The organism is Actinomadura sp. NPDC048032, assembly GCF_040653175.1.
Classification (GTDB): Bacteria; Actinomycetota; Actinomycetes; order Streptosporangiales; family Streptosporangiaceae; genus Spirillospora; species Spirillospora verrucosospora.
Window position 1 is genome coordinate 1 of the sequence record NZ_JBEZJP010000461.1, and the last position, 6,188, is coordinate 6,188.

3 protein-coding genes and 1 pseudogene are annotated in these 6,188 nt (G+C 72.4%); 1 reads left to right on the top strand and 3 read right to left on the bottom strand.

Going from position 1 to position 6,188, the window contains the following annotated elements:
* Nucleotides 1-283: 283 nt before the first annotated feature.
* From AB0C69_RS36310 to AB0C69_RS36320, 3 genes are all read right to left on the bottom strand, one after another.
* Nucleotides 284-3,079, bottom strand: a complete 2,796-nt coding sequence (locus AB0C69_RS36310; RefSeq protein WP_360360003.1) for a family 20 glycosylhydrolase — start codon at nt 3,077-3,079, stop codon at nt 284-286.
* Between the two features lie 143 nt (nt 3,080-3,222).
* Nucleotides 3,223-4,833: a monocarboxylate uptake permease MctP gene (gene mctP, locus AB0C69_RS36315; protein ID WP_360360006.1), complete on the bottom strand. Its 1,611-nt coding sequence runs from the start codon at nt 4,831-4,833 to the stop codon at nt 3,223-3,225.
* A gap of 4 nt (nt 4,834-4,837) precedes the next feature.
* A complete protein-coding gene (locus AB0C69_RS36320; protein ID WP_353832317.1) occupies nt 4,838-5,089 on the bottom strand; it encodes a DUF3311 domain-containing protein in 252 nt (83 codons plus the stop codon).
* Nucleotides 5,090-5,422: 333 nt separating this feature from the next.
* Between AB0C69_RS36320 and AB0C69_RS36325 the strand changes: the two are divergent.
* Nucleotides 5,423-6,188, top strand: a pseudogene (locus tag AB0C69_RS36325) (anthranilate synthase component I); the annotation flags it as partial.

A 6,188-nucleotide genomic window follows, 5' to 3' on the forward strand; every position in this document is an offset into this window, starting at 1 on the left:
GGACGTGCTGGCGGTCGCGCGTGTGGCGACGCCCGCGGCGGGGGCGAGCAGCGCCGCGGCGGCGAGGGCGGCCGTCAGGGCCGCGAGGGGGCGGGCGGGGGGACGCGGTGTCCTCATGCGAGGAGGCCTTCCGTTGTCGGCGGCGTCACATTAACGTTAACGTGATCGTTCACACACCTTCGATGTTCACCTATCCGCCTGTCAAGAGCCGAAAAGAAAACGACCCGGCCGTCCGCGTGAGCGGACGACCGGGCCGTCGCCGTGCCGGTCGGGAGGCGCCCGGCTACTGGAGGAGCGCCCAGTGGCCGGGGTCGCGCCCGGGTTCCCCGCCGGAGCCGTCGCGGGTCGCCCGGAAGAGTTCGCCCTGGTGGCTCACCAGCGCCCCCGCCTTGTAGGCCGTGGTTTTCCGCCAGGCCGGGACGCCGGCCGGGGAGATGCGGCTGCTGCGGCCGTCCGCGCTTCGGGTCCGGGCGAGCGCGTACGCGCCGACCCGCACGGGCCCCGCGTACGGCCGCCAGTTCGCGCCGTCGGTGGAGTACTCGACCGCCAGGCCCGGGTCGCGGACGTTCGCCGCCAGCGTCCCGTCGGAGATCTTCGCGCCGGGCGGCGGGACGCGGTAGTTCACCCCGGCGCCGCTCAGGCCCACCGGCTTGTAGAACGACAGGAGCGGGAACGTCTTCTGGCCGAGCGTGTTGCTGAAGACGCCCCAGGCCGCGTCCATCTCGTCCGGTGCGGGGGTGTCGCGGTTCCAAGCCCGCTCGGCGGCGCCGAGCAGCTTCGGGAACGCCTGGTACTCGCGGATCCCCGGAGCCTTGCCGTTCTCGGCCCACAGCTGCGCCTCCAGGCCGAGGATGTTTTTGCGGCCCTCGGCGGTCAGCTTCGTCCAGGACGGGTTCGGCGTGACCGGGTTGCCCCAGCGGTCCTCGGTGGCGTTGGCGTACACGTCGAACGGCTGGTAGGTGAAGGTGCTCTTCTCGTCCACGTAGGCGGCCCAGTAGTAGCCGGGCTCGTCCGGGTCCTTGTTGTAGGCGAGGTCCATGTAGAGGTTCGTGGCGTGCGCGAGGATCACCGGGGTGCCCTCGTTGGCGAACCGGTAGGCCCAGTCCTCGCGTCCCCAGCCCCAGACGTTCTGCCAGGGCAGCGGCGTGAACCCCTTGAGGCGGAACGAGCGCGTCGGGTCGGTGATGTCCTCCCAGCCGGCGGTCGCGGGGGCGTACTTGTGCGCGATGGCGTTCCAGCGGGTGAAGAACAGCTCCTTCAGCTCCTCACCGGACCTGCCGGCCGTCTCGGGCGCCTTCTGGCACGCCGGGGACCCCGACCACCACCCCTCGGGCGGGCCCGGCGGCTCGTCGCCGCCGAGGTTGAGCCGGTTGAGCGGGGCGCCCGCGCGCTCGTACATCTTCGCCACCTCGGAGGCGACCTTGTCCAGGAAGGCGTACGTGCTGGGCAGGCACGGATTCGCGAGATTGTCGGTGTAGTACTGGACGCTGGTGTGCCGGCTCGTGTCGGCCGGGTCCAGCAGCCGGTACGCGGAGTCGTGCGTCCGCTGGTACCGGCGCTCCATCGACTGGACCGCGGCACGCGCGTGCGCCGGGAAGTTCAGCTCGGGGACGACCTCGACGTGCCGCTCGGTCGCGTACCTGAGGATCTCCTCGAAGTCCTGTACGGAGTAGAAGCCGCTCCCCTTGCCGACGAAGTTGAGCGTGCCCTGCTCGAAGCCCTGGTAGGCGGGCTCCCGGCCGAGGTTGGCCTCGGCCGGCCCGGCCGCCTTGCCGGAGATGCCGTCGCCGGGGCCGAGGTCGTTGGCCGACCCCATGCCCTGGTGCAGAGCCCCCGTCTCCTTGAGGTCGAAGGCACGGCCGGAGCCGAACCCCGTCAGCTCGGGCAGCCCCGGGATCTGCAGCCGCCAGCCCTCGTCGTTGGTCAGGCCGAGGTGGAGCCGGTTGAGTTTGGTGAAGCTCATCAGGTCGAGGAACTTCTCGATGGTCCGCTTGGTCTCGAAGTGGCGGCCCACGTCGATCTGCAGGCCCCGGTAGCCGAACAGCGGCGCGTCGGAGACCCTCGCGCGCGGCACCTCGACCGTGGACGCGGGCCGTCCGCTCGCCGCCGCCGCGTAGGCGCCCGCGGGGACGAGCTGCCGCAGCGTCTGGACGCCGTAGAGGACCCCGGCGCGGTCGGCGCCGACGATCCTGACTCCGCCGCCGTCGGCGGTCAGCGTGTAGCCCTCGGGATCGGGCTCGCCGTCGCGGTCGGCGTCGAGCCTCGGGTCGACGCTCAGCGCGACGGGCGCGCCGCGCCCGCCGGCCACGTCGGTCAGCGCGGAGCGCAGGTAGCCCGCCTCCCGGCGCAGCGAGCGCGGCGCCGAGACGGGCGACCCGCCGCCGATCGCGACCGTGCCGCCGGAGGCCGCGGCCGACAGCGGCTGCGGGACGATGCTCTGCCGCAGCGTGAGGTCGAGCCTGCGCGCCGTGTTCTCGGCATAGCGCGACGCGGCGGTCTGCACGGGCCGGTGGTCGCCCGAGAACGCGGTGGTCTGCTTCGGATCCGCCGGGTCCAGCAGCGCCTTGGCCGGGACCCACGACGGACGCCCGCCGCCGAAGGCGATCGTCCACCCGGCGGGCGCGTCGGACTTGTGGACCGCCCACAGCTCGAAGTCGACGTCGATCGCGCGCCGCTCGCCGGGCCCGACGGGCGCGAAGCCGTCCCCCGGCCTGAGCGTGTAGAAGTCGCCGCTCCGCGCGGCGTCCGCCCGGGTGATCGCGAGGCCCTGGCCCGCGAGCCGCGCGCGGGCGGAGTCGCCCGCCGCCCCGTCCAGGACGGCGGCGGGCCGGCGGACGGCGTTGAAGTACATCGCCCATCCGGCGGCGCCCAGCGCGCAGCGGTCGTCGTGGTTGTCGATGGTCAGCCGCGCGCGGTGGTACTGCGCGTCGGCGACGGTATGGTCCACCGGCTGGTAGGTGACCATGAGATCGCGGGCGTCCGGGCGGCAGGCCGCGGCGGCGGCTCCCGGCGTGACGATCGCCGCGAGGCTCGCGGCGAGCGCGGCGGCCGACAGCACGGCCGCGGGTCGGTTCGGCATAAATAGGAAAGTAACCTAATAGTTTGCCGCGGGGCCGCGCCTGATCCGGCCATCGCGGAAGGCGCAGGCGGCGCCGCCCGTCCGCTCCCGGTCAGTCCGGGGATCTTGACGGGTCGGCGCCGCCGGTGGCCGGCCGGGCCGGATCAGGTGCTGGCCTCCAGCTCCAGATCCTTGACCCGCGGGTCTCCCTCGTCGGCGAGGTAGTCGGCCGCGCGCGTCGCGTCCTCGCCGTCCGCGAGCTTGGCGGCCCTGCAGACCAGGGTGCCGGCGACCGCGACGACCACGTTGACGGCGAGCGCCAGCATGCCGACGTACACCGTCGTCTTGGTGTCCAGGCCGAGGTCGCTCAGCGGGTAGGCCGAGCCGCCGAAGTGCTCCTTGCCCTTCACCGGGTTCGGGATCCGGTACAGCATCCACAGGCCGGCCGCCATGCCGGCGGCCCAGCCGGCGATGAGGGCGCCGCGGTGGAACCAGCGGGTGAGGAGGCCGAGACCCACCGCCGGCAGCGTCTGCAGGATGATGACGCCGCCGATGAGCTGCAGGTCGATGGAGAACTCGGGGTCGAGCGCGAGGATGCACACGACCGCGCCGGCCTTGACGATCAGCGAGACCAGCTTGCTGACGGTCGCCTCCTCCCTGGCGTCGGCGTCGCGGCGGATGTACTCCTTGTAGATGTTGCGGGTGAACAGGTTGGCCGCGGCGATCGACATGATCGCCGCCGGGACCAGCGCGCCGATGCCGACGGCGGCGAACGCCACGCCGGCGAACCAGTCGGGGAACATGTGGTCGAACAGCTGCGGCACCACGGTGTTGGTGTCGGGCTTGCCGTCCGTGGTGACCGGCTTCACGCCCGCCGCGACGGCCATGTAGCCGAGCAGCGCGATCAGGCCGAGCACGAAGCTGTAGGCGGGCAGCGCCGCCATGTTCCGCTTGATCACGTTGCGGTTCCTGCTGGCCAGCACGCCGGTGATGCTGTGCGGGTAGAGGAACAGCGCCATCGCGGAGCCGAGCGCCAGCATCGCGTAGTTCAGCTGGCCGCTGCCGGCGATCGTGATGCCGTCTCCGGGCGCGGGGGTCTTGTCGAACTTGGCCTTGGCCGCGTCGAAGATGTCGCCCCAGCCGCCGAGCTTCGCCGGGATGTACAGCACCGCGACGATGATGACCAGGTAGATCAGCACGTCCTTGACGAAGGCGATCAGCGCGGGGGCGCGCAGCCCGGACTGGTAGGTGTAGGCCGCGAGGATCACGAACGCGATGATGATCGGCCAGTGCCCGTTCACGCCCATCGTCTTCAGCACCGCCTCGATGCCGACCAGCTGCAGCGCGATGTAGGGCATCGTGGCGACGATGCCGGTGATCGCGATGACGAGCGCCAGCGTCGGGGAGCCGAAGCGGGCCCGGACGAAGTCGGCCGGCGTCACGAAGCCGTGCACGTGCGAGACCGACCAGAGCTTGATCAGAACCAGGAACACCAGCGGGTACACGACGATCGTGTACGGGACGGCGAAGAATCCGGCCGCGCCCGCGCCGAACACCAGGGCGGGGACGGCCACGAACGTGTAGGCGGTGTAGAGGTCGCCGCCGATCAGGAACCAGGTGACCCAGCTGCCGAAGCTGCGGCCGCCGAGGCCCCACTCGTCCAGGCTGTGCATGGAGTCGGGCCGCCGCCACCGGGCGGCGACGAAGCCCATCCCGCTGACCAGCAGGAACAGGACGGCGAAGATGATGATCTCGGTGAGGTGGTCGCGTGCCATCGGCTCAGCCCCGCTTCTTCGTCATCTGGTACACGAGGACGGTGCAGGCGACGCCCAGCGGGATGAAGGCCAGCTGGATCCAGTAGAAGGCGGGGAAGCCCGCGAGGCGGGGCTCATCGCTGTTGTAGAGCAGCGTGAGCAGCGGGAGCACGACGGGAACGACCAGGAGCCAGTTCCAGGGGCTCCGGTCGGTGCGGTCGGCGCCCGGCGGCGGGGGCTGGGTCGGAGTCGGTTCCCGGGAGTCGTCGGGAGTCATGGGGTCCTCCTCGTCTGGCCCGCGCACGGTCCGCCCGGGTCGCGCGACGGGACCGTGCCGGGGGTGCGGCCGGGCGAGCCTACACACGCCCTGGTCACAGCCCGATATCGGCCGCGGCACGACTTCGGTGGATCGCTCCACGCCGGGAAGCGCCAGGTAGGGAACCGTGCGCCCGTGGTAGCCTCGCCGCATGCGAACCGCAGCCTCCCGGTGGTGGTGGCGCCGCTGAGGCGGTGCCGGTTCGCGCGTGTTCACGACCAGGCGACCGCCCTCACCGGCGGTCGTTTCCTGTTCGCGACGCCCGGTGGGGGCCCGACATGAGGGGCCACCGCGGTGGAGACCGTCTCACGACAGCCGCTGACCAGCGAGTTCGTCACGGCCGGGGGCGTACGGGTGACCCGTACCGCCGTCCCGGTCGACTCCGAGCGCAAGTCCGACGCGCTGAACGTCCTCGTCGCCGCCGTGGGGGAGCGGCGCGGCGGCGTGCTCAGCTCCGGCATGGAGTACCCGGGCCGCTACAGCCGCTGGCACATGGCCTACGTCGATCCCTGCCTGGAGATCGTCGCGCGCGGCCGGACGGTCGCCGTCCGCTCCCTGAACGGGCGCGGCCGGGTCGTCCTGCCCGCGCTGGCGGGCGCGCTGCGCGAGGTCGGCGAGGTGCGGACCGACGAGCCCGGCCTGTTCGAGGTCTTCGTCCCGCCGGCCGAGGGCTTTTTCGCCGAAGAGGAGCGCAGCCGCCAGCCGACCGTCTTCACCGCGCTGCGCGCCGTCGTCGACCTGTTCCGCTGCGACGACCCGCACCTCGGTCTGTACGGGGCCTTCGGGTACGACCTGTCGCTGCAGTTCGAGCCGCTGCGGACGCGGCTGGAGCGCCCCGACGACCAGCGCGACCTCGTCCTGCACCTGGCCGACGAGATGGTCGTCGTCGACCGCAAGCGCGAGACCTCGCACCGGATCTCCTACGAGTTCGAGGTCGACGGGTCGGGGACCGCGGGGCTGCCGCGCGGCACCGGGGCGACGCCGGTCCGGCGGCGGGCCGCCGTCCCGGCGCAGCCCGTCCCCGGCGTGTACGCGCAGATGGTGCGGGACGCCAAGGACA